Genomic DNA, 23,392 nt, shown 5'->3' on the forward strand with positions numbered 1-23,392 from the left:
TTATGATCATTAAAAAGTGAGCTGAACCGCAAATGTATACGTGCGCATGGATGGTGTGGCACTGTTCCGTACCGAACCAAAGGGATTGACATCCGAAACATAAGTACGGTCAAAACCAGGCATCTCGGGATCCATACCTCTGAAGCTTGTCCAGGTAAAGAGGTTCTGTGCATTGAACTGTACCACAGCGCGGCTCATATTGATCTTCTGTGCCCATTTGGAGATATCGTAACTGAGCGATACATTTTTTAAGCGAATAAAAGAAGCATCGTCCCATACGGCCGTAGAATACCGGTAATAATTACGGTAAGCCAGGTTGGCTTCGTTGGCGCTGTTAGCCGTAGCGCGTGGCACATCGGTCACATCTCCGGGCTGCTGCCAACGGTTTAACACATATTCATCCAGATTGCCCAATCCGCCAATGGTCGTTGCCTGTGGACCATATCCAATGGATGGTCCCTCCTGTTTGACAAACTGAAATAGAAATCCAAGACTCACATTACCATAACTTAGATTATTGCCGATACCACCATAGTACTTGGGCAGCAGTGATCCCAAGGTTACATAATCATTGAAATCACTGATTTTCCCATCGCCATCCACATCCCGGAATTGGGCGACCCCGGTTTGTGGATCCACTCCCGTAAACTGAAATCCACGGACGATACGTGTGGACTCGCCAATGACGTACCGCCGCACATCACTGCTACTCGCCAGGCCGGGATATTCTAGCAGGGTATTGGACGGGAAAGTGATATTGAAATTTGTTTTCCAGCTGAACTTTTCCTTTTGGATATTCACACTGCTCAGCTCAAACTCCAAGCCTTTATTTTCGATCAGGGCCGGCATATTACCAAAATACGAACTGAAGCCCGTCTGCGGTGCTAGCACAATATTGATCAACTGATTATCCGATCTATTGTTGTAATAATTGGCCGTGAGGAAAATACGGTCCCTGAAAAAGCCAAGGTCGAGCCCCAGTTCTTTCTTTTTGATTTCTTCCCATCCAAAATTGGGATTAAACACCCGTGTCGGATAAAGCCCCGTGATGCCCTGGTAGGCAAAGCCTGTGCCCCAGGTATCCAGGTACTGGTAATCACCGATCTGGTCATTGCCCGTCACCCCCCAGCTGGCACGTAGCTTACCGAAGCTTAAGATAGACTGATCCTGGAGAAATTCTTCGCTGCTGAACACCCAGGCTGCACCGATCGACCCAAAATTACCGTACTTATTGTTGGGCCCAAAGCGGGAAGAGCCATCCCTTCGGTAGCTGAAATTCAACAGATATTTATCGGCATAGGCATAATTTAGACGACCAAATGCAGACTGGTAACGGTAATCTGCATACTGATTGTTGCGGTTCACAAGGATACCTGCAGCACCGATATTGTTTAGCTGCGAATCACTCGGGTAACTGCTGCCATCGAAGTATTTCCCTTCGCTGACCCTTTGCTGCCAGGTGCCGCCTAAAAGCAGTTTAAAATCATGTTTACCAATTGTTTTGCTGTAGTTTAATTGCGGTTCAATGATATAGGACTGATAATCCGAATTCCCGTAAGAGGCCATTGAACCCGTGCTCGTCAATGGATTAAATCCCGCATTGGGCAGCAAGCGCGTCTGGTCCATGCTTTTGAGGTTGTAGCCCACATTGACTTTTGCGACCAGTTCGGGTAAGATCGCGTATTCGGCAGAAAAGTTGGCCAGCAGGGATTTTGATTTCGAAACACTCGAGCGCTCCATATAGGCGGCGGGGTTCTGTAAGCTCTGCTGAAACCAATAATAGTCTCCCTTTTCATCATATAAAGGATAATTGGGCGCCAGGTTGTAAAACTGTGCTATATCTGTAGGCACGGTATTATTACGGTCCAGGTTGAGGTTGAAACTGCTGTTTAGTTTAAATCGCTGATCTTTGGACTGCGTAGACAAGTTCAACAGCGCACCACCGCGCTGATAATTCTTATTAGCGGGCAAGGGATCCCCCTGCCGATTGAAATTGGCACTGGCCAGGTATTGGGTATTTTCGTTTCCCCCGGAAAATGACAGCTGATAGGTGGAGAAAGGGGCCGATGCACCATAAAACTCCTTTTGCCAGTCGCTGTAGGCGGACTGATCCCAAGTGAGCAGATCCGGCGCATTGTCTGCTGTCGCCGTCCAGTTATCGTTTTTAAAGCCTTCCTTCCGGATGTCCAAATATTGTTCCGTATTGAGCATCTTCAAGTTGCGAATGGCCTTGCCAGAGCCCACATTGGCATTAAAGTCTATTTTAAGTCCGCCCTTATTTCCTTTTTTCGTTGTGATCAGGATCACACCATTCCCACCCCGGGAGCCATAGATGGCTGTCGCATCCGCATCTTTAAGTACATCGATTCGTTCAATATCCTTGGGATTGATCAGGCTGAGCGGGCTTTGGTTGCCATTGGCAGCGGTAAACTGATTCATGCTTTCGTCCGAAAATGGAATACCGTCGATAATGTACAGCGGGCTGCTGCCATTGCTCAAAGAATTGACACCACGCAGCTGCACCTGAAAGGAGCTGCCCGGCAAGCCCGAATTGGATGCGATATTGAGTCCCGCAACGCGCCCCTGCAATGCAGCCAGAGGATCTAGTACCGGTTGTGTTTCGATCTCCCTGCTGGTGACGCTGGATACCGAACCCGTATTTTTGCGTATCGAAGATGTCCCGTAACCGATAACCACCACTTCATCCAGGTTGCCCGGATCTAGCTCAAGGCTTATTTCCATAATGCCCTTGTCCGCCACCTTCACTTCCTTGCTGCGGTAGCCCACATAACTCAAAAGTAAGATATCATCCTGTTGCAGCCCATTTAAACTAAAGCGTCCACTGGCATCGGTGACCGTACTGGCTATCTTGTTTTTAACCCGAACACTAACCCCTTCAAGCGCTGCACCGGTAGCATTGCTGACACGGCCACTTAGGGTTACCTGCAGTGTTTTGGCAGCGGCTTTCCCCTGGAGCACGATGGTGTTTTTGACAATTTGATAGCGGATGCCCTTAGCCGAGAATGCCTGTTTAAGCAGCTCGGGGATACTGGCATTGTTTAAATTGACATCAATATTCAGATCGGGGTTAATTTCATGGGGATCATACACAAAGCGGTAATCGCTGCGCTGCTCAATGGCTTTGACGAGCTGTTTAAATTGAACATGGTCAGCTGCCTTGTCTGCCTGCTGGCTAAAGGCATAGCCATTGACATGCATCAGCATCAATAGCAGTGTTTTAACGGATTGTTTCATAGGGTATTTAGATTGAATATTCGTTTGTTTTGGGTTTGGTTAGGGCACAAGGACGAGTCGGTCCTTGTCGATGGTATAATTTATGCCGGCGAAACGCAATATCTTGAGCACTTCTTCAAAGGACTCTTTTTTGCTGATTTTCCCGCTAAGGACCTTGTTTTTATAGACCGGCGACAGGCTATAGGTAAAATTGTACCAACGGGAAAGATCGGCCAAAATCTCGGGAAGCGGTGTCTGGTCAAATTCAAAGTAACCGTCTTTCCAATTAGCAGCATCCTGTTGTGTATTTTGCTGCTTTCGCTGGAAGGCACCGTTCAGCACATTCAGTTCGATCGACTGTCCAGGTAGCAGAATCTCCTGAAGATCCGCATTGCTGACCCGTATTTTACCTTCGTCGAGCTGTGTGGTTAAGAGCTGGCTATCGTTTGCGTATAACTTCACGTTGAAAGCGGTTCCCAAGGCTTCAATGCTGGTGTTGCCGACATGAACAATAAAAGGTTTGGCTTTATTTTTTGCCACTTTAAAATAGGCTTCACCCGTCAGGAATACCGAGCGTTCGTTGACGTCGTATCCCGGTCCTATTTCCAGCTTGCTGTCTGCATTTAGCCACACCGTGGTCCCATCAGGAAGCTCCATCTTGAATTCTTGCCCCTTTTTGGTTTTGACCGCCAGGTTATCCCCCTTCCCCTGCGCCATGTAGGCCGGGTTAAACGGTTTCTTTTCGTCCAGGCTAACCACTTCATTGCCAATCAGCAGATCGGCCTGGAATTGACCGACACTAAAAGGCAGTGGCTGTGGCGACTGTTGGTGCTGAGAAAAGAAGTACAGCGCTGCACCTGCCATCATAAAGAATACAATACTGGCAGCCACCTTCAAATAGGCCCTGCGGTGGCGATTAGCCCTTAATTCGGGTCCAAAAATATGCTGTTGGAAATACCGGTCTTCGGCAGCCAGATCAAGTTCCGGGATATCCTTGTCGTTGTTTTTCTGACTGAGCTGATTGTACCAACTTTCGACAAGTGCAATTTCCTCGGCGCTGCACATCCCCTGCTGATACCTCTGCAGTAATTGTTTCGATAATCGTTGTTTCATAGGTTCTATCCTGTTTACCGTTTAGAAGACAGGATAGTACCCCTTTAGTGGTAGAAAAAAATGAAAATAGTTCGAATTTTTTTTCTCAAAAGCGTCAACGCATTGTAAATCTGCTTTTTGACAGTCTGTTCGGAGATCTCAAGTTCCGCGGCAATCTCCCGATAACTCCGCTGCTCGAAACGACTTTTTTTGAAGATCAAAGCCATTTTGCGGGGCAGCTTTTCAATCGCTTGATCGATCTGCTTGGCCAATTCTTTCTCGCGCAGCAACTCGTCGGGCATAATTTCAGGAGTTGATGCGGCATGCTCCAGGTAATGTTCATATTTCCGGCCCACATCCTGGCTGGCGATACGATTGATGACCAGATTACGGGCCGAACGAAAAAGATAAGCCTGATAAGAATGCTCAATTTCGAGCCGTTCCATGCGGTCCCAGAGATTGGTAAAAATTTCCTGTACAATATCACGGGCTTCGTCACGATCGTCTAACATCCGAAACACATGCACATACAACTTCACCCAATTTTCTTCGTAAAGTTGGGTAAACAATTGTCGGACATGTGTTACATTCATATTGATGGTTTGGTTGTTGTTGACCATTCAAAATTAGGCTTTATTTTTAGGAAAGTCAATTTATGATGGATTTCAAGTGAAACCTGTAGAATAATGCAACCAAGATGCTCTTGTATGTCAGTAAAATTTTGAGTTTATCAATAGGCTCAATATTCTTTACTCAATTGTCCGCATTCGAACAAAGATCGTTCGATTTCGAACATGCAGTTGATGACAAAAAACGCTTTAACTACTTATTTTCAACACTTTATTTTATTGGCAATGAATTAGCAAACGTTAATCCATAACAATTTCATATGCTTACGAATTATTTTCAAATTGCCTTTCGTCATTTAGCAAAAAATAAAGGTTTTACAGCGATAAACATTGTAGGATTAGCTTCTGGAATGACAGCTGCCATATTGATCATGCTATGGGTAAAAAGCGAATTTAGCTTTGACCGCTTTTATTCTAATACCAATCAGATCTATGCAGTAGGGATGAAAGATGTATGGGAAGGCGAAGCCGTCGAACATTTTTATACGCCTAAGCCAATGGCTGTGGCTTTAAAAACCGACTTTCCTGAGATAAATGCGATTACAAGAGTGGATAAGGGCACTGGATTTCTTTTAACCCATCAAGAAACAAAACTTGCGAAAGAACAAGGTGTTTTCGTAGACAGCACATTCTTAAAAATATTTGATTACAAAGTTATAGCTGGCAATCCCCTCGAGGCATTAAAAAATCCCAACCAGATCGTTCTCACGAAATCTTTGGCTGAAAGATTATTTGGGCATTCCGACCCGATCAACAAGACCATCCGATTAGACAGCTCCCAAATTTCAACTGTATCTGCGATTATTGAGGACCTGCCAGATAATTCGTTTATGAAAGGAAGCACTTATCTCGTACCCTGGACACTAATGGAGAAAATAGGCTATTCAGACGACTATTGGGGAAATAATTCCATTCAGACCTACATACAACTGCATAAAAGTGCGAATGTCGATCAATTTGAAACAAATATAAAATATTTCTTAAGAAAGCATACCGATACAAAAGTAGCCAATTTTATTAAACCTATCGGCGATAAATGGCTTTATAGCAACTTTACTGAGCAGGGAAAGCCAAGCTCGCAACGAATTGGCATGGTAGGTTCATTTATCGCCATTGCTTGTTTTATTCTTATTATTGCCTGCATTAATTTCATGAATCTAAGCACGGCACAGAGCGAAAAACGGGCGAAGGAAGTAGGTGTCAGAAAAGTCGTCGGTGCAAATAAAAAGCTGTTGGTCGGTCAGTTCCTGACTGAATCCATGGTGATTTCATGCATTTCTGGCCTATTATCCCTGTTGATTACACTGATAGCGCTCCCCTACTTTAATGATCTGGTCTCCAGAAAGCTATCTATCCAGTTTGACGATCTCCTTTTCTGGGCAATGTTTGCAGGATTTATTGTAGTGACCGGAATTCTTTCAGGGAGCTATCCTGCGTTTTATCTGTCTTCCTTCCTGCCGACGAAAGTACTGAAAGGCAAATATCTTCATGTTCAACAGAAATTTAACCATCGGAAAATCCTCGTCATTTCCCAATTTTGTATTGCTATCATACTGATCATAACAACATTATCCATTCAGCGCCAAATCAGATACGCTCAAAATAGAGAAATCGGATATAACAAGGAAAGGTTGGTTAGTATTATCGATCAGGGAGAAATCAGCAAAAATAGATTACTCATAAAAAATAAACTATTGTCCTCTGGTATTGCCACACAGATTTCAAGGACTTCGTCCCCCCTTACGGAGAACAGAAGCAGCAACTACATGGACTGGGCTGGGAAGCCCAAAGATAATAACACCATTTTTGCCAGAATTGGTGCCGATGAAAATTTGGTCAACACGGCAGAGCTGCAATTAGTTGCAGGGCGGGATTTTGATTTGGCTAAATTTCCAACTGATTCTGCCGCGATGATTATTAATGAATCCGCCGCCAAGGCATTTAATTTTGATGATCCGATCGGCAAAACGGTTGTCGATGGCAGGAATTGGCATATCGTCGGAGTCATCAAGGATTTTATTCAGGAATCGCCTTTCAGTCCCATTACTCCAATGGTCATTCAGGGTGCTTATGCAGGTACTCAGGTTACAAACATACGCATAAACGATCATATGAATACCTCAGAAGCACTTGCTGCAATGGAGAAGATTTTTAAAGAATATAATCCCGACTATCCTTTTGAATATTCCTTTGTAGACAGCAAGTACGCCGAAAAATTTAAAGATTTTCAACAATTGGGTACACTTTCGAGTCTTTTTGCACTATTGACAATTTTTATTTCATGCCTTGGCTTATATGGCCTGATAGCCTATATAGCCGAGAACCGGACTAAGGAAATCGGTATCCACAAAGTACTGGGAGCCTCTAATTTTAAGATCATAAGGATGCTGTCTCAAGATTTTGTGCTAATGGTCCTTTTCTCATGCCTAGTCGCATTTCCGATAGCCTATTATATCGCTGATGACATGCTCAGCGCATATACTTACCGTATTAAAATCACCTGGGATATCTTCATTGCTGCCGGTATGGGTACGCTAATAATAGCGTTGCTCACGATCAGCTATCATGCGATCAAAGCAGCCTTGATCAACCCGGCTGTCAGCCTGAGGGATGAGTAAGGAGAAGAAACTTTCTAATGTAAAAGAATGCCAGCCATAGATCGCCTTTTGTTACATTTAATTTATTTTGCGATCTGCTTCACGCTAGATATACCGATCGCTGAACATTCAAATTTTACGCCCGGATCCCATAAAGAAGGTATATTTTCGTTCAATTGTCAGGATGTTGACAAGGCCATCGGCTGAACGAAGCAGACCCTGTTTCGTATTTTTTTTTGTAAATTATCTCACTATGAAAATAGTAGACATCACAAAAGACACTTTAATCAGTGCTCAGAAAGAAGGATTTACCGTATTAATCACCAAATTTAGTTCAGATCCGTTAAACCCAACCTGGATTGTCGATAAGGTTGAAAACGACAAAATAGAAGCTAGCAAAAAAGCACTGAGCGAAAGCTACCAGCTATGCTATTCCATTAAAGAAGCTATACTGACGATTGATAATCGCCCTTTCATCGGAAAGTTACAGCTAAGCCATTAATTGCGTTTGATCAATCAATCATGCAATACGCAATCGGAAGACTGTGTTGTTTCGCTACCCCATTACGAGGATGCCCAATAAAGCAGAATTTCTGCAAAAACATGCGTAAGAATTACTAAAACCACAATTATAGCAAAGAGGACCAAACTATCGTTAAGTTTGGTCCTCTTACTATTTCTATTAATCCAAATCAAATACTTTGGATAAAAATTCCCCTTGACAATAATCAGTAGACTATACAGAATTTCATAATTGACAGTATTTTCAAAACTATACCTAAAGATAGTACGAATTCAATCACCTGGTAACCGGACGATCAATAGAGGCTAGCGCGAGCTACATGACTTTCTCTACTAACGGATATAAATCAACAAGGTCAAACGGCTTTGCTAGAAAGGCATCTGCTCCCCATCCGGAGGCAACTCTTTGCCCTTTACCACTTGCTGGCATCATGATAATGGGCAAGTGTCTATGTTGTTGCGCTGTTTTTAGCTCGCGCACAACCTCGTCACCTGTTAACCAGGGCATCTGTAGGTCAATTATTAGGAGATCGGGTTGAGTACTATTAATTAGGGGAATAAGTTCCGTACTTTTTGACGTGCTGATACCTAGTCAAGAGCCAGAAGTTCAAAATACGGATTTTTTGAAAAAATTTTATACTATTTCAAGGATTTATTATAATTGTAATTCGTATTCAAACGCATTTTAAAGATGCAATTCTAAATTTTAACGGATTATTATGTCATTCTTGGATCATGTGCTCCAACCGCCTTCTTATGGGTGGAAAGATTCAAATGGAGAACTTGTCAAACCAACACGTAGCGAAATACTACGTGAATTTTTTAAACGATTAAATGTTTTTAGAGACAGGAAAAACTGGCTACCCTTTTTTAGCTGGTTAAAAGTGCTATGCCTCATTCCCTTCTTTTTCATATTTATCACAAGCTACTTTACCTGGTGGACCTTACTGGCCACTTTCATCTATAGTATGATTATTATGGGTACCCATGGGACGATATGGCACCATCGGTACTGTACACATCGGGCTTATAAATTCAGAAATCCGCTCTGGCGCTTCCTTACGCAGAATCTTACCATTAATGTGATTCCTGAAGAGATCTATGTCATATCGCACCATGTGCACCACGCCAAATCGGATCAACCGGGCGACCCTTATAATGCGGAGGCTGGATTTCTTTATTGCTTTCTAGCAGATGTCAATCATCAACCGATATCAAAGACCTTGAGCGAAAGCGAGTATAATCGGGTGAAATTACTCATGCAGCATACCGGCGTGCCCGCCAATTCATATGCGCAGTACAAAGTCTGGGGATCCTATGTCAACCCTTTATATGCTGTAATCTCATGGGTTTTGAACTGGTCTTTTTGGTACTTATTATTCTACCTTATTGGCGGGCATGCACTCGCTTGCAGTCTTTTTGGTGCCGCCGGATTTTGGGCTATCGGTGTACGTACATTCAATTATGAAGGGCATGCCAAAGGAAAAGATAAACAACGACAGGGAATCGATTACAGTGTTAACGATAAGTCCATCAATCAGCTCTGGCCAGGAATAGTCGCGGGTGAATGGCACAATAATCACCACTTATTTCCAAAAAGCGCGCGCAGCGGATTTAAACCTCATCAGGTCGATCTTGCATGGTATTATATCAAGCTGATGCATATGCTAGGAGCGGTGACCGCCTATCGTGATGACAAGAAACGTTTTTATGAACAATACCATAATCCCTATCTTAAATCAGTTAGAAAATAGAAGTCTTCGGCAGAAGAAAATAAAAAACTTTGTTTTTCAATAATTTATAACTACATTTGAATAATAATCAGGCTTCTGCCATTACTTCTTCTGACACTTTTGAGTTTACTCTTTCTTCTCAGTCTTCGTTTTTCCAGCTGCTATTTTGTTATCAACATATGAAGTTAATTGCCTTTTTCAGATTGATAGTGTCAATACGAAAAATTACAAACTTCATTTTTTGTTGACAGATCGATTTATCCTTTACCAACGCGTAGGGTTAAAGGAAAGGTATGCAGCAAAAGCGTTCTAATAAATACATAATTTAATACATATATACAATGCAACAAGGAACAGTAAAATTCTTTAATGACACCAAAGGTTTTGGTTTTATTACACCAACAGATGGCGGTCAAGATGTTTTCGTACACTCGTCAGGTTTAATCAATCATGTACGTGAAAACGATACTGTAACATTCGATCTAGAGAACGGTAAAAAGGGCATTAACGCAGTTAATGTGCGAATAGCATAATTAAGTAGGAAGTTTAAAAACTTCTTTAAGTTAAGTTCAGCAGATAACATTTATGTTATCTGTTTTTTTTGTTAAAAAATTAGGCAAAAATGACGGCCTAAGCCCCCTACTAGCCTACATTGCTATCAGCTCACTGATAGCATTACTTTTGTTCTGTTTCTCCTAACTGAAAATTGCGCGTTCCCCTGTTTTTTGTATCCGCTTTTTTCCTATATTTACGCGATAAATTTCAATAGAAATGACGAAAAAGAAGGCTATAGTTATTCAAGATAATGAAGATATCTTGAATATCATGGATGAGGTCTTAGTTGATGAGGGTTTTGATGTGATCCCATCGCTTACAACTGAACCAATAGAAGAGCTTGCAGATATTGATCCCGACATTCTTATTGTGGATGACCATATTAAAGGAAGTAAAAAAGGATCCGAAGTGATCAAGGAACTCAAAGCTGATCCAGATACCGAAGAACTTCCATCTGTCCTGACATCGACAGCCAACGATATTGCAAAAGTTGCTGCGGACTGTAAAGCCGACGATTTTATTCAAAAACCCTTTGATTTAGATCATATGGTCGATGTGGTTAAAAAAAATAGTTAAAACAGCATAAAAATATACGTGACGTACGGAGCGCTTCAAAAGGAACTAAAATTGAAACGCAAGTTAAAAAGACGATGTTAATGATTCATGATTTTCTCAGCATGTCGGGGTTGAGCAGGCCATCAACACTTTATTGAGCAATTCAGTCAACTTCGTTAAGTCATCTTCCTTCAAGATTTTAGCAGCTTCTTTGGCCACTGTTTCCCTAAAATTCTCCGAATTATCGATGATGAATCTACCTTTTTCCGTTACACTTAAGTTGAAAATCCTGCGGTCGGCAGCGGACTGTTGCTGTTCGACGAGATCATTTGCTATTAAAAATTTGAGCTGCTTGGAAACAGCAGGCGGACTTACATTAAACGCCTGCGCAATCTCCTTTACGATACAATGATCGTGGCGGTAAATATATTCGATCATATTATAGTGCGTAGCCGTAACGCCATTGATGTCGCCCCTATTCATATTTGCCAAGATGAAGCATTGTAAATCGGTAAACACTTCATAAAATTTCTGTTCAGTTTTGTTCATCGCCAATAAAATAGTTAACTTAGTTAATAATTACCAAAGTTAATGATTATGGAACATATTCACATCATACATGCCCGGCAAAATAATCTCAAGAATATTTCTCTCCAGATCACCAAGAAAAAGATTACTGTTTTTACAGGAGTCTCCGGATCGGGCAAGTCGTCTTTGGTCTTTGAAACCATAGGTGCTGAAGCCCAAAGGCAGTTCAGCGAAACACAGGGCAGTTTTATCCGAAACCGGCTGCAGCACATCGGCGTTCCGGATGTGGACAAAATCGACAACTTGAATGTCCCTATTATTATCAATCAAAAAAGATTGGGCGGCAATGCACGCTCGACTGTAGGCACGGCCACCGATATCTATGCTTCTCTCCGCTTGCTTTTCTCGCGCATGGGGACACCCTTTGTAGGCTATTCAAATGCCTTTTCATTCAATAATCCTTTGGGCATGTGCAAGGCATGTGAAGGGCTGGGCATTGTGCAGACCATTGATGTAGATAGCCTTATTGACAAGCAAAAATCGTTGAACGAAGGGGCTATCCGATTTCCGACCTTTCAACCGGGCGGCTGGCGCCTGACACGCTACACCCAATCAGGCTATTTTGACAACGACAAAAAACTGAACGACTACACGCCGCGGGAATGGGAGCTCCTTTTGCATGCAGCCGAACACAAACCCAAACAGCCTGATCCGGAATGGGGCAAAACGGTACAGTATGAGGGTATTATCCCCCGCATTGAAAAAGCATTCCTCAAGAAGCAATCGAAGGAAATCTTGAGCCGAAAGGAGGCTTTAAATACAGTTATCATTACCAAAACTTGTCCTGTATGCGAGGGAAAACGGTTGAATGATACGATTCTGTCCTGTAAAATAGCGGGCAAAAACATTGCCGACTGTACGGCCCTTGCGATCGATGAGCTGCTGGAATTTGTTGCTTCTTTACATTCCAGCACTTTTGATGTCATTCTCACCGAACTGAAACATAAGCTTCAACATATCGTCAACATCGGCTTACAGTATTTGACCTTGGATAGACGTACAGACACCCTATCAGGCGGGGAAAGCCAACGCATCAAAATGGTCCGAAACCTGGGGAGCAGCCTCACGGATTTACTCTATATTTTTGACGAGCCGAGCATCGGACTTCATCCAATGGATTTACAAAATATCGCTGCAATTATTAAGCAGCTGCGTGATAAAGGCAATACCGTTTTACTCGTTGAGCACGACCCCGATTTGATCCGCATCGCCGACCGGGTAATCGATATGGGACCAGCGTCTGGAAAAAACGGCGGCGAAATTGTCTATAACGGCACGGTTGCGGAACTTAAAACATCAACAGGAAAAACAGGTCTGTATTTTGCCAAACGGCCTCGAATTAATAATAAACCACGATCAGCAAGCGAATACCTCGAAATCAGACATGCCAGTCTGCATAATCTGAAAGACATCCAGGTGAGCATTCCCCAAAAGGTGATGACCGTGGTTACCGGCGTGGCGGGCTCCGGTAAGAGCACACTGATCAACAAAGTGCTGCCCAAATTTTATCCCGAAGCCACCATTATCGACCAGTCGTTATTTTCAACAGGTGCACGCTCCAATCTGCTGACCTACCTGGGCTTATCTGATGCAATACGCACCCTGTTTTCAAGAGCAAATCAGGTATCCGATAAACTTTTTAGCCGAAATAGCCTCGGTGCCTGTGAAAACTGCAAAGGTATCGGTATCGAAAAAATTGATCTGGCCTTTATGGATGATATTGAACAGACCTGCGAGGTCTGCGGCGGATCTGGTTTTAAGCCTGCGGTCTTAACATATCATTACCATGATAAAAATATTGTTGCGGTGATGGATATGACTGTCGAAGAAGCCTATGATTTTTTCCCGGACAAACTATACCGTCAGTCGTTTGATATGTTACTCCAACTTGGCCTGGGCTATCTTACCTTAGGGCAACGGTCAGACAGTTTTTCGGGTGGCGAAAGACAACGGCTCAAACTGACCAAAGAACTCAAGAACTCCAACAAGATTATCGTCCTCGATGAACCAAGCACGGGCTTACATCCAAACGATACCGAGAAGTTATTAAACTTTATCAATAACTTGGTGGACAACAACAATACGTTGATCGTTATCGAGCATAACCTCGATGTTATTGCCCAAGCTGACTGGATTATCGATATTGGGCCCGGAGCCGGCAAGTATGGCGGAAATGTAGTCTTTACAGGTACCGTTGCCGATTTGCTCAAAGATACTGTCTCGCTAACGGCAGCCTGTTTACGGCAACATATCCATTCCGAAAAGTGATTTTATACGTAAAAGAAGCCGTAAGGTCCCGCCTGTAGGATTGGAATAAAGAAAAATTCCCAGGAAAATGCATGATTTTCCTGGGAATTTAAGCTGCAACATTGGAATCTCTCAGTTCAGCTGAGACTTTCTGAATTCCAGCGGTTTCATTCCCGTCTGCTTTTTGAAAAGCCGGGTAAAATACGATGGGTTTTCAAAGCCAAGTTCATAAGCAATTTCAGCAACACCTTTCTCCCCTAAGCGTAGTAAGTTCTTCGCTTCTGAAATCATAAAAATATGGATCAGCTCCATGGCCGTTTTGCCCGTTTCCTGCTTGAGCAGGTCACTGAGGTAGCGTGGCGACACAAAGAGCTGATCGGCCAGGAAGGCCACATTGGGCAGACCGCTTTTCGCCAGCAGGCCCTGATTTATATAACTCCGAAGCTGATCGTTAAACTTGGATGCTGTTTTGCCGATCACCTGCGTCCGATCGATAAACTGTCTTTTGTAATAGCGCTGCGCATATTTCAGGATGGAGGAAACATGGCTCAGCATAATTTCACGGCTGTATTCGTCCGGATTAGTATCGTATTCGTCCTGGATTTTTGCATAGAGCTCCAAAATTAGCTGCTCCTCTTTCGGGGAAAGATGCAATGCCTCGTTCACTTCATAATCGAAAAAACTGTATTTTTCAATTTCCTTGAAAAGTTCATGGCCATGCAGGTAGTCTTCGTGAATCATCAACATATAGCCCTTTTCTTCAAACTCCAGATTTTTCATCTCGATAATCTGCCGGGGTTTCGCAAAGAAGAGACATCCGTTATCGTGATCGTAGCGCGTACGGCCGTACATCAAATTGCCGGATTTAATCTTCTTAAACGCGATCACATAACAGTCGCTGGTAAATTCCCTATCCCCCAGTTTACAGTCCGAAAGACAGCCGACCAAGCTGAAGAGCGGATGCTGTGGCGCTTCCCAACGATTGCCCAGATGTAGTTCTGTAAGGGTTCTATAATGTTGCATCGGTTTTCATTTTATCAAAGTTAAAAAATATTCTAGCGGATTGGGCGTTTTTTAATGCCCATGCGCGGCTATGCTGACCTCTTTCCAGCCTTGGATATCTTCAAGCCTTTTCGTATAAACATCATTAATGACCTGATAGGCAATTTTACCGAACAAAATGCGTTTAGGCGGATTTTCACTATCGATGATGTTTAACACAGGTGCTACCGTAGCTTCGGGTTTGCCCCAGGTATCGGGGTTATCGCCAGTCGCCGCAAAGGCTGCACGCACGGGCTCGTAATCTGTAATATCCGAAGAAGTCTGAACCGCAGATGCTCCGGCCCAGTCTGTTGCAAAACCGTTGGGCTCAATCAAGGTCGTTTTGATGCCCAGGTGCGCCGTTTCCGAGCCGATTGTTTCGATGAGCCCTTCTACGGCAAATTTTGACGCATTATATAAACCCAGTAAAGGAATCGTAGTCAGGCCAAGAAAGCTGGAAACCTGAATAATATGGCCGCTCTTTTGCGCCCTCATAATCGGCAATACGGCCTGGGCCACCCACAATGATCCGAAAAAATTCGTTTCCATCTGATCACGGGCCTGTTGCTCGGATGTTTCTTCGGTGGTACCAAATAAGCCAAATCCGGCATTGTTGATCAGCACATCGATACGGCCAAAATGGTCTTTGATCTTGTTGACAGCGGAAAAAACATTTTCACGGCTGTTAACGTCCAATTCCACTGCTAAGAGATTATCGCCATAGGCAGCTTTCAGCTCTGCCAATGCAGCAATATTTCTTGCCGAGGCGGCAACTTTATCACCGCGTTTAAGTAAGGCCTCAGCCCATAATTTTCCAAATCCTTTGGAAGCTCCTGTTATAAAAACTATTTTGCTCATCTTTATTCTTTTTGTTTATCCAAAATTACCGCTATTGGTGCGGGTAGACTAACTCATTTGAGCTGAAGAATAGCACAGATTTACGGAGCTGTCATTTTGTAGCATTTGTACGCCTTTAGTTTGGTTATACGCCGCGCTCTGTTATGCACTTGAGCGGAGTTTAGCCCTCCTAGCTGGCAGATGCCTGTACCGGTTTTTTACCTGATACCAATAGCAGGATCAGGCCGACCATAAAGGTGCAGATTAGTAGCCCTATGGTTCCGTAATGATACGCCTGCTGCCAGCCATCTTTTGCGTAGTAAAAAAATACGCCACCAATAATACTCACGCCCAGTGCCGAAGCGGTCTGCTGGAAGGTCGAATAGATGCCGGCTGCAGCACCGGCATAGGCCACGGGAACATGCTGTAAAGCTATATTCAGCAGTGAAGGAAGCACAAGTCCGTTTCCGAAGCCCCAGATAGCCATCAGGCCTATCACCAACAGCGGATCGGAACCAGGTTTCCAGCATACCATCTGCAGGTAAAAAGCGGTCAGCAGCAGCACAACCCCCACAAGCAGCACCTTTTTTCCATACCTGATGATGAGACGCGATGCCAACACCGATGAAATAATAAAAAGAATACCTGGGATGATAAAATAGAGCCCGGCGTCAAGCGCAGAAACACTGAGTCCGTTCTGTAGATATACCGCACTAAGCAGCAAATAAGCCGTGTGCAGCATAAAGTGAAAAAGCACTGCCGCAAGCCCCATATTAAACTCTTTTATCTGGAAAAGCCTGACATCTATTAGCGGAACCCTACCCTTTGCCAGCTTTTTCTTCTGGTCATAAGTAAACCACAGGAACAGAACTGCTGAAAGTAGCAGTAGGCCGAAACTCCAAAGCGGCCAGCCCGATTCGCGCCCCTGGATGAGCGGATAAATCAACGCAAACAGTGCCAGGGTCAGGATTAAGATGCCCGTATAGTCAAATTTTGTATGCTCATGTCTTGGCGTTTCCGTTACATATCGGTGTGTTGCCCATAAGGTGACAGCTCCTATAGGGAGATTGATAAAAAACACCAGCCGCCAGCCTTCGATCATCCCGTGCAGATCCGAAAGGTATCCACCAAGCACCTGCCCGATCACGGCTGCAGTGCCCAGGGTTATTCCATACAGGCCAAATGCCTTGGCACGCTCCCTGGGATCCGTAAATAAGATCTGTATAAATGCAATCGTCTGGGGCACCATAAAGGAGGCGCTAAGCCCCTGAAAAAACCGGGTAAGGTTCAGTTGCAGAGCCGACTGTGACATTCCACAGAGGCAGGAAGCTATCGTAAATGCCGCCATGCCCCAAAAGAATACTTTCTTCCTCCCAAAATGATCCCCGGCCCTACCTCCTGTGATGAGGAAGGCTGCATAGCCCAACAGGTAACCCGCTATAACCAGCTGCATCTCCCCGTCAGTAGCATGCGTTCCTTTTTTAATGGTCGGAATCGCAATATTGATGATAAAGACATCGATCACGGAGAGTAGCGGTGCAGCGAGTACGATCAACAGTTCCAGCCATTTATTTTGTATTGTCTTCATGTTAGATCAGTTTTTCTATGATCCGTTTTGCCCCCTGTATCTCAGCCGAAGTCTTAAAAACCGACGCCGAAACAATAGATCCTTCCAGCATATAGTAGATGGTATCGACGAGTTCATCATCTGAAAGCAACTGCCGATGGCCCGATTGCTCAACCAATGTTCTGATAAAGCTCTTGCTCCGCTCTTTCACCCGCTGGATTTCCGAAGTGAAGCGCGGATCGTCCGTATAGGCTTCATCATTGGCTTTGATAAATGGGCAGCCCCCAAATAGCCTGTCCGCCTGCCGTTTTGTATGGTGATCAAAAAGAGCAAGCAATTTCCCTTTAGGATCGCTAACCTCGCCAACAGCAGCTTCCAACCGCTGCAACCACAGCTGATGTAGACGCTCGATATACGCTACCAGCAGATCCGTCTTGGTCTGAAAATGTTTATAAAGTGAGCCCTTTGCAACGTCGGCTTCCTCAATGATCTGATTAATCCCTGTATTGCTGTAGCCCTGTGCGTAAAATAACCGTTCTGCCGTGTCCAGAATCTTATCTATAACGACCTGCCCTCTTTGTTTCATGAAACAAAGATATAAATAAATAGACAGACTTGTCTATTTATTTATATCTTATTAACAAAATCACGGCATTACCTCTGCTGCTTCTGAACATCTTTCCGCTCTTTCCACTGTTAAAGTTTTTAGACATAAACTTTTTCTGTTTTGCTATATTCCAATTTGCCCAAGAATACCGTTTCCAAGATACCCAGGCCAAAAGTGCTATACCTGTTACTGCCCGGAGGATAAGGACCTAGGTTGACCTCTGCTTCGGACCAGGTTCGTACCTGCTTCGGACAAGCAACAGATATTGAACAGATGCTGTACAGTTGTTGACCAGACTCCAAACAGGAAATATCTGGTCAGCAACGATTCAATATTGGCTGCCCTAATGTGCATTTCCGAAGGTGGTCCGAACACAATACGAACACAACCCAAATACTACCCGAAAGCAGCATAGCGCTGCAGCCATCATCAAACATACACACGGTACGCTACTCGAGGCCGATATATCTACCTACTATCAGGAGATTATGCGCCTCACTTACCTGATGACTTTTTCAGTATTCTTATTTGGATGAAATTTGTTATCATAATTAGCCATGATATTTGTATCTGCTTGCGCAATTGCTTTCACATTGTCCAATATTTCTTGATAATCCCGCTCATTGAATTCGCGCAAGGGACCTATAAAATCATGCTGAATGATCGTTACTCCGCAATATTCCAAAATGCCTTGTTGTAACTGAACGAGTCCGCTGGATTTATAAACATCTTGGTACACTTCCAACGACATATCGCCAGCCGTAGTGATGATACGTCCTGTTTTTCCTTTGAGCAAACCTTCAGTTGGTTGACTTTTATCACTCCTAAAAGTAATTCCCGGAAGAAAAGCTCTATCAAAAAATCCTTTCATAATTGAAGGCATACCCAGCCACCAAATGGGATGAATCCACACCTGATGATCGCTCCAGTGAATATCTTCTAAAGCCTTCAGCAGATCGGGTTCAAGTTCCATTCTTTGCCGATAACCAAATTGTAAATTGGGATTAAAATTTAATGCTCCGATATGAATATATCGGACTTCGGCTCCTAAATCCAGCGTTGTTTTTATATACTTATCTGCAATGACTGTGTTGAAACTTTCTTTATCGGGATGTCCGTTTATAACGAGTATTTTCCTCATTTCAATGTATTTATGATGTTCTTAAACAAGGCTATCTGTTGTTTGTAAAAGTGATTGCACTATACGGACTATCCAAGATAGCTTGTCGGAACTCCTTATCTATGTTTTTTATAAAGTGACAACCACTTTCCCAACAGTTCGTCCCGTTTCTATTTGCAAATGTGCCTGCGCCATTTCATCAAAATCGAAAACATGCGAAACGTGTGGTTTTAATATACCTCGTTCCAAAAAAGAAGCTATAATAGCCATATCTTTTTTACTGGAATAAACCGCCATAAAATAGCAGGCATGAAGTTGCTTTTCCTTCGCTTTCTGTTCGTCCTCGCTTGTGTATCCTGAATTTAAGGCGACAATGGTTCCGAATGGCTTTAATACTTGTACGGATTTTTGAAAGTTAGCTCCTCCGATCGATTCAACTACAAAATCAAGATCGTGTAATACTTCTTCAAATGGCGTCATTCTGTAATCAAAACATTCATCAGCTCCTAAGCCCAAAACAAAATCCCTGTTTGGAGCAGATGCAGTGCCAATCACATAGGCGCCCAAATATTTGGCAATCTGTACAGCAAAGTGACCAACGCCACCTGAAGCGGCGTGAATTAATACGCGATCTGCTGATCTCAGTTTTCCATAACTATCAAAAGCTTGCCATGCCGTTAAGGCAGCCATCGTACTAGCCGCTGCTTCAATATGCGTGATGTTTTTGGGTTTCAGCGCTAAATGATCAGCTGGAGCTGCCACGTATTCGGCGTAAGCTTTTCCATGACCCACAAAATTGACCATACCAAATACTTCTTCCCCTATTATAAATTCGGTAACAGCTGTTCCTACCGCCACAACTTCTCCCGAAATATCCCAACCTAAAATTAAAGGATCAAAATGCGCTAAATCTTCTGCCAAAGGAGCTTGTCGATTTCTTACTTTATAATCTACTGGATTAATACTTATGGCTTTTACTTTAACCAAAACCTCATTAGCCCTAATTAAAGGCTTTTCAATCTCTTTATAAAGGAGATTACCTGTATCTCCAAATTCTTTTAAAACTATCGCTTTCATTTATACTTACGTTGAATTACACAAAATTAACCCTATATAACATCGATTAACAGGTACATATCAAGTACATTTGGGTATATTTGCATGTATGGCAAGAGAGAATATTTCTAAATCGCTGGAGGTATATTATGAAAAAGTAAATTGCTGTCCACTTCGGGATCGACAGTTTAATTTTTTTGAATTTGTATATGTACTATCTGGGAATGGCGTACATGGCATCAATGGGAATGAACTTCGTTTTGAGCCCGGTGATCTTTTTCTGATCACGCCAAAGGATTACCATTCTTTTGATCTTGACAGTATTTGTGAATTTATGGTTATCCGTTTCGGAGAATACTATGTGCGCGAATATCAATGGAAAAGTATTGATCATATCGAATGTCTGTTATACAATGCGTCGGATCTATCTGGATCTGTGTTGATCAACCAAGAAGATAAGAAAATGGTTGGCTCATTGGTTCAACACTTACACCAAACGCTCATCCAGGAATCTGTATATACGGAAGATCTAGTTCGGCATTTAGTCAATGCTTTAATTGTCATTGCTGCACGAAATATAGCCATTATCAAGCCCAAAAATATAAGTCCACATGCAGACAATCGTATCTTGCAGCTATTAGATTATATTCAAGAACATATTCGTTATCCAGCACGTTTGACAATCGCCGTCATAGCGGAAAGATTCGATCTCTCTCCAACTTATTTGGGTAGTTATTTTCGTAAACAGTGCAATGAATCCCTTCAGCACTATATCTCCTCGTATCGCATCAGGCTTATCGAACATCGCTTACGTTTTAGCGATAAAAGGGTGCACGAAATAGCGGATGAATTTGGTTTTGCAGACGAAAGTCATATCAATAAGTTTTTCAAGCGACACCAAGGAATGAGTTTAAAACAATACCGCGATTCAGCTACAAAAGTCACTGATTGATACTTGCCCCAATGGAACAGATCGTGCTCCCGAGGGAAGAGATGTCATACGCTTGACGATTAAACCAAATTCTTCAGAGCAATAACTTCAATCCAATGGAAATATTCCGTCCCGGAAGGGGGGCAAGATATTTGAGTATGGAATTTTGCGGACGTGCTTCTACATTCAATAGATTATTTCCTGAAATAAAATAGACAAACTCATATCTTTTTATATTTACCTTATAACCTAATTGTCCTGTTAACAAAGAATAAGCTGGCATCGGCGGCTCAATATTGATGTTTTTACCCAAATAGCGTTGTTTCAGATACCGATCAAAATTGGCGTTCCCAAAAAACTTTTTATATTGAAGTGCAGCCGACATTCCATACCTGCTGGTTGGTAAGTTGGGCATAAAGTCACCTTCTGCCCATTTGCGCATGTTGTCATCCGAAGTATTTATATTTTTGACGAGATCAGCGAAAACATTTAACGCTACATGACAATCTTTGGCCCATGCATAGGTATAGCCTCCTTCTAGCTCCCAGCCCTGAATTTCGGTATCTGAAGCACGCCATTCCTTGACCAAAAAACCTCCAGAACGAGAAATGCCTGTATGGGCCAAATACAGGTAATCTTTAAAAAAACTGCGGTAATGCGTCGCCGACCATTTGAATCCTCCATATTTTACCCCTGCAGATAACTCATAGGAATTTGAGCTTTCCTTGTTCAGTCGATCATCTCCATTTTCTTCTACCAGGATTGCAAAATGATCATTTCCGGCATAAAGTTCATTCACCCCTGGTGCGCGTTCTGCGTGTGAAAATGTGGCTTGTACATAGGCAATATCAAAAATTGAATACTTGATATCTCCCGAAAAATGGTTTAAGTTAAAATCTCGGGCTGAAAGATCACCTCCGGCCATCCCCCTGCTGCGCTGATAAGTGGGATCGCTCAATGTACGCCGCGCAACCCAGTCGTGCCGATAACCTACATGAAGGGCAACTGGATTAAGTTCTATTGTCTGCAAGGTAAAGATCCCTCCTTCCCGGCTCAGATTATTGGGGATATAACGCCGATCCCCCTCGCCCTTTAAGGCCACAACTGAAAAATCAACCCCACTCGTCCCAGACCAAAAAGGATTAAACTGTTGCGTTATCTCCGATCGAAGCGCATGACGCTCACTATCGAACTTATTGACACGGTACCTGCCCAGGAGCTCCCGGTCGTCTGATACTTCACCGCGGTAATTAAATTTAACCGCCGAGATCAACTCTGTTTTTGGCTTAAAAGCAGACTCTACCTGCCAGGCATATGAATAGGTACGCGTGTTAATCGGTTCATATATCGGGGTCCAAACTGTCGTGTGACTATGGACAGGCTTGTTGCGCTGCGCAAAACCGGGAATACCATAATAGCTTTCAAGCGCGTAAAGCCCCAGACCTAGCCGAAAGTTGTCTCTGATATAGCTGGCACCTGCATTGACAGCATTTCTCTCGGCATGGCTATTGGGCATCACGCCACGCTTGACCGGTGCGTAATCTGTAATCCCATGAACGACTTCAGTGTAAAGTGGCGTGTTGGGATCCTGCCCAGCGACATATTTGTCATTTTGAGGGTTTAGGACCTTTGATCCATTGATAAATGAATAATCTTCAAAGGTATACAGATCGGCTTCCGATAAGCCCCACTTTGGATCGCCCATATGCTCGATCACGAACTGGCTCAAATAGGGATATAGCGTCAGATTTCGAATCGTCTCCCGATCGACATTTACCTGTGCCATTGCGGCGGTCAAATGATCGATCTTTGGATCATAAGCAATGGCTGCTTTTGTATTGCCCGGGATCTTGAGATTTCCGTGCCTGAGCCTCATTGCGCCAATATGTCCCACCCAGTACTTTCCAATGTTTGCATTGAAAGCCAGCGATTGGCTATTGCCATTATTCGTTCCTAACTCCGCATTGGCCTGACCTGTAATCTGCTTGGGCAGACGATTCATCGGAATGGTGTTGTCTTTAACATTGACCGCTCCACCAATGGCCTTTCCTCCGAATAATACAGTCGCAGCACCCTTGTACAATTCTATTTCGCGCAGATTGTCCATATCGAAATTGGGGTTAAGGTTTGGACTTATTCCCGATAAATCATTGATCGAAAGCCCATTGGACAACACACTTACCCTGCTACCACTTAGACTCCGTATCATCGGCATACCAGAATTGGGGCCAAAAGAAGCATTTTGTATCCCAGGGATATGGCTCAATGTTTCACCAAGCGTTTGTGCCTGTATACGATCCAGCTGTTTTCGATCCAGCCTCGTCTTTTGCCCATGGCCCGGTACAAAGCCAGTGGTCTCCGCGGTCGGAAGCGTATAGCTTCGCAATGTATCCACTGCTGGTTTACTCTGTGATCGCACTGTTTGCGCGATAGATAATAGCATTAGAGATGCTAAAAAAACTTCTTTCTGATACCGTAACA

General features: G+C 43.4%; 19 protein-coding genes. 7 read left to right on the plus strand and 12 right to left on the minus strand.

The features are described 5' to 3' along the window. Positions 1–9 precede the first annotated feature (9 nt). The 3 genes from HS960_RS09475 to HS960_RS09485 all read right to left on the minus strand — a co-directional run bounded on the left by HS960_RS09475 (position 10) and on the right by HS960_RS09485 (position 4,946). On the minus strand, positions 10–3,255 hold the full coding sequence (locus tag HS960_RS09475) for a TonB-dependent receptor (protein ID WP_182332318.1): 3,246 nt from the start codon (positions 3,253–3,255) through the stop codon (positions 10–12). 39 nt (positions 3,256–3,294) lie between these two features. After that, positions 3,295–4,299 (minus strand): FecR family protein, encoded by a 1,005-nt coding sequence (locus HS960_RS09480; RefSeq protein WP_182332319.1) that lies wholly within the window; start codon positions 4,297–4,299, stop codon positions 3,295–3,297. Positions 4,300–4,391: 92 nt separating this feature from the next. Continuing rightward, a complete protein-coding gene (locus HS960_RS09485) occupies positions 4,392–4,946 on the minus strand; it encodes an RNA polymerase sigma-70 factor (RefSeq protein WP_182332321.1) in 555 nt (184 codons plus the stop codon). Positions 4,947–5,215: 269 nt separating this feature from the next. Between HS960_RS09485 and HS960_RS09490 the strand changes: the two genes are divergently transcribed. Both HS960_RS09490 and HS960_RS09495 read left to right on the plus strand, forming a co-directional pair. Next, the gene (locus HS960_RS09490; protein ID WP_182332323.1) at positions 5,216–7,573 is read left to right on the plus strand and encodes an ABC transporter permease; all 2,358 of its coding nucleotides are present in this window, start codon (positions 5,216–5,218) and stop codon (positions 7,571–7,573) included. Positions 7,574–7,805: 232 nt separating this feature from the next. After that, positions 7,806–8,054 carry a hypothetical protein gene (locus HS960_RS09495; RefSeq protein WP_120336124.1) on the plus strand — a complete coding sequence of 83 codons (249 nt, stop codon included), beginning with the start codon at positions 7,806–7,808 and terminating at the stop codon, positions 8,052–8,054. Positions 8,055–8,390: 336 nt separating this feature from the next. Here the strand turns inward: HS960_RS09495 and HS960_RS09500 are convergent, their stop codons facing one another. Continuing rightward, complete coding sequence (locus tag HS960_RS09500; RefSeq protein ID WP_182333166.1) at positions 8,391–8,660, minus strand: response regulator; 270 nt, start codon at positions 8,658–8,660, stop codon at positions 8,391–8,393. 133 nt (positions 8,661–8,793) lie between these two features. Here HS960_RS09500 and HS960_RS09505 point away from each other — a divergent pair, with 133 nt between their 5' ends. From HS960_RS09505 to HS960_RS09515, 3 genes are all read left to right on the plus strand, one after another. Continuing rightward, positions 8,794–9,828 (plus strand): fatty acid desaturase, encoded by a 1,035-nt coding sequence (locus HS960_RS09505; RefSeq protein WP_153847778.1) that lies wholly within the window; start codon positions 8,794–8,796, stop codon positions 9,826–9,828. A 320-nt stretch (positions 9,829–10,148) separates the two neighbouring features. Beyond that, positions 10,149–10,340, plus strand: coding sequence for a cold-shock protein (locus HS960_RS09510; protein WP_070566563.1), 192 nt, complete (start codon positions 10,149–10,151; stop codon positions 10,338–10,340). 238 nt (positions 10,341–10,578) lie between these two features. After that, positions 10,579–10,938 carry a response regulator gene (locus HS960_RS09515; protein ID WP_153847779.1) on the plus strand — a complete coding sequence of 120 codons (360 nt, stop codon included), beginning with the start codon at positions 10,579–10,581 and terminating at the stop codon, positions 10,936–10,938. A gap of 96 nt (positions 10,939–11,034) precedes the next feature. On the opposite strand, the gene HS960_RS09520 is transcribed toward HS960_RS09515, so the two are convergent. Continuing rightward, a complete protein-coding gene (locus HS960_RS09520; RefSeq protein ID WP_153847780.1) occupies positions 11,035–11,466 on the minus strand; it encodes a MarR family winged helix-turn-helix transcriptional regulator in 432 nt (143 codons plus the stop codon). A gap of 48 nt (positions 11,467–11,514) precedes the next feature. Between HS960_RS09520 and HS960_RS09525 the strand changes: the two genes are divergently transcribed. Continuing rightward, the gene (locus tag HS960_RS09525) at positions 11,515–13,773 is read left to right on the plus strand and encodes an ATP-binding cassette domain-containing protein (protein WP_182332325.1); all 2,259 of its coding nucleotides are present in this window, start codon (positions 11,515–11,517) and stop codon (positions 13,771–13,773) included. A 111-nt stretch (positions 13,774–13,884) separates the two neighbouring features. Here the strand turns inward: HS960_RS09525 and HS960_RS09530 are convergent, their stop codons facing one another. From HS960_RS09530 to HS960_RS09555, 6 genes are all read right to left on the minus strand, one after another. After that, the gene (locus HS960_RS09530) at positions 13,885–14,775 is read right to left on the minus strand and encodes a helix-turn-helix domain-containing protein (RefSeq protein WP_182332327.1); all 891 of its coding nucleotides are present in this window, start codon (positions 14,773–14,775) and stop codon (positions 13,885–13,887) included. Between the two features lie 51 nt (positions 14,776–14,826). After that, complete coding sequence (locus HS960_RS09535; RefSeq protein WP_153847783.1) at positions 14,827–15,651, minus strand: SDR family NAD(P)-dependent oxidoreductase; 825 nt, start codon at positions 15,649–15,651, stop codon at positions 14,827–14,829. Between the two features lie 169 nt (positions 15,652–15,820). Further along, entirely contained in the window at positions 15,821–17,218 is a 1,398-nt protein-coding gene (locus HS960_RS09540; RefSeq protein ID WP_182332329.1) for an MFS transporter, read from the minus strand. Between the two features lies 1 nt (position 17,219). After that, complete coding sequence (locus tag HS960_RS27005) at positions 17,220–17,783, minus strand: TetR/AcrR family transcriptional regulator (RefSeq protein WP_182332331.1); 564 nt, start codon at positions 17,781–17,783, stop codon at positions 17,220–17,222. A gap of 520 nt (positions 17,784–18,303) precedes the next feature. Beyond that, entirely contained in the window at positions 18,304–18,945 is a 642-nt protein-coding gene (locus tag HS960_RS09550) for an NAD(P)H-dependent oxidoreductase (RefSeq protein ID WP_182332333.1), read from the minus strand. Positions 18,946–19,053: 108 nt separating this feature from the next. Beyond that, a complete protein-coding gene (locus HS960_RS09555; protein ID WP_159727059.1) occupies positions 19,054–20,001 on the minus strand; it encodes an NADP-dependent oxidoreductase in 948 nt (315 codons plus the stop codon). An 88-nt stretch (positions 20,002–20,089) separates the two neighbouring features. On the opposite strand from HS960_RS09555, the gene HS960_RS09560 reads away from it, so the two are divergent. Beyond that, the gene (locus HS960_RS09560; protein WP_182332335.1) at positions 20,090–20,932 is read left to right on the plus strand and encodes an AraC family transcriptional regulator; all 843 of its coding nucleotides are present in this window, start codon (positions 20,090–20,092) and stop codon (positions 20,930–20,932) included. A gap of 73 nt (positions 20,933–21,005) precedes the next feature. Here HS960_RS09560 and HS960_RS09565 read toward each other — a convergent pair whose 3' ends face one another. Then, complete coding sequence (locus HS960_RS09565) at positions 21,006–23,354, minus strand: TonB-dependent receptor (protein WP_228280269.1); 2,349 nt, start codon at positions 23,352–23,354, stop codon at positions 21,006–21,008. Positions 23,355–23,392: the final 38 nt, after the last annotated feature.

This window comes from Sphingobacterium paramultivorum (assembly GCF_014109745.1).
Classification (GTDB): Bacteria; Bacteroidota; Bacteroidia; order Sphingobacteriales; family Sphingobacteriaceae; genus Sphingobacterium; species Sphingobacterium paramultivorum.